Source organism: Pontibacter burrus (assembly GCF_010686685.1).
GTDB classification, from domain to species: domain Bacteria; phylum Bacteroidota; class Bacteroidia; order Cytophagales; family Hymenobacteraceae; genus Pontibacter; species Pontibacter burrus.
Map to the genome: position 1 here is coordinate 1 of NZ_JAAGWD010000021.1, position 1300 is coordinate 1300.

Below are 1300 nucleotides of genomic sequence, written 5' to 3' on the forward strand. Positions count from 1 at the left end.
GTTTGCTTTAAACTATAGGTTTTTACTTTTTGCCTGGCTTCTTGCTTATGGCTTCGAGGTTAAAGATCAGCACCGTGTTGCCCGGTACCGAACCGCCGCCATGAAAGATGTTATGAATATATCCAAGTAGAAGTTTCATTTCTGGATCTTTTAGAGATGCCCCCAAAAAAAGCACATTACAAGTAGAAAATAGTACATGTAAAACACTCTGATATCCTCTCTCTTTAAAGATGATATTTCTATAATCATTTTCAGTAAGTATGATTTCATTTGGAGCACTTTTGGCATCTCCATGTGCTTTCAAAAGAAATGGTTCATTTGCTAAAATATTATAATTTATTGCACTCGCACTCTTATAAGTAAGAGGGTTCAAAATATCATGGTATACTTTTGCATAAGCCTTCTCAATCAAAGTATCATAATTTGTTGTAACAATAAATTTATGGTTTAGCTGTACTACCTTACACAAGGTTGGAGAAGGCACAAGGGATTTGCTATCAAATTTTTGCCTGATAAATTTTGGTAAATCAGAACTTAAGATTTCTTTTAATTCTTCAGCTACCAATAAGTAATTACTAGGATCTTTAGTAAGCTTGTTTAACTCCTTCTTCTTTTTTTGAACGATATAATTATTATCACATGCATACTCTATTAGTTCATTGAGAAATGATTCCCAATCAGGTAATCCTGAGGCTCGTGATAAGCCAGCTCCTATATAAATTCCAAATGAGCCTTTTTTGTAATAGTCTGCTAATTTTGTAGGGATTGCTGGCATGATTGAAACATAAAGTTTAACGGATTTAAAAATTTATTGCAGAATACTCTATGTCTGGTTTTTGTATTGTTTTTATCTGCTCCCGATGTTTTAAAAGCGATAATGTATTCGTATAAGTCTTTGTCGTAGATTGTATTATTTTCTTTATCTTCTATTAATACCTCTGGGTGGGAGTTATGTTCCCTTCTTAATTTTTCAAAAGAATCAAAAGCTCCTGCAAGCATATTAGCATTTATATCGACTATCTGATCTAAATTCTTGTAAATAAGGAAGAAGGTATCTACAAAAGCCCATTTATTTTTAAATATGCCTTTTTTGTAAGAGTTTACTCTTTTCATAAAATCAAGCGTTCTATTAACCTTCATTAATAGCGGTTGCATATCACTTAACGATGAATTTGCTAGCTCAATATACAAATGCCGCATATCTGAGGCTTTTACATTACGACTGCCATCATAGTATGCAAGTGTTATAGCATTATCTAAATAATCTTGGTGCTTAAACCTATCATTCTTAATTTTACAT

At 32.3% G+C, this 1300-nt stretch carries 2 protein-coding genes; both read right to left on the reverse strand.

The window, feature by feature from the left end; translation table 11 throughout:
• Positions 1-22: 22 nt before the first annotated feature.
• Complete coding sequence (locus GXP69_RS18860) at positions 23-775, reverse strand: SIR2 family protein (protein ID WP_163917171.1); 753 nt, start codon at positions 773-775, stop codon at positions 23-25.
• Positions 751-1300: hypothetical protein (locus GXP69_RS18865; protein WP_163917172.1), on the reverse strand; the 550-nt coding region annotated here is incomplete at its 5' end. The genes GXP69_RS18860 and GXP69_RS18865, both read right to left, overlap by 25 nt.

Excerpts from the sequence above, each read along its gene's own strand:
- GXP69_RS18860 (WP_163917171.1), bottom strand. The coding sequence starts at position 775 with ATGCCAGCAATCCCTACAAAATTAGCAGACTATTACAAAAAAGGCTCA.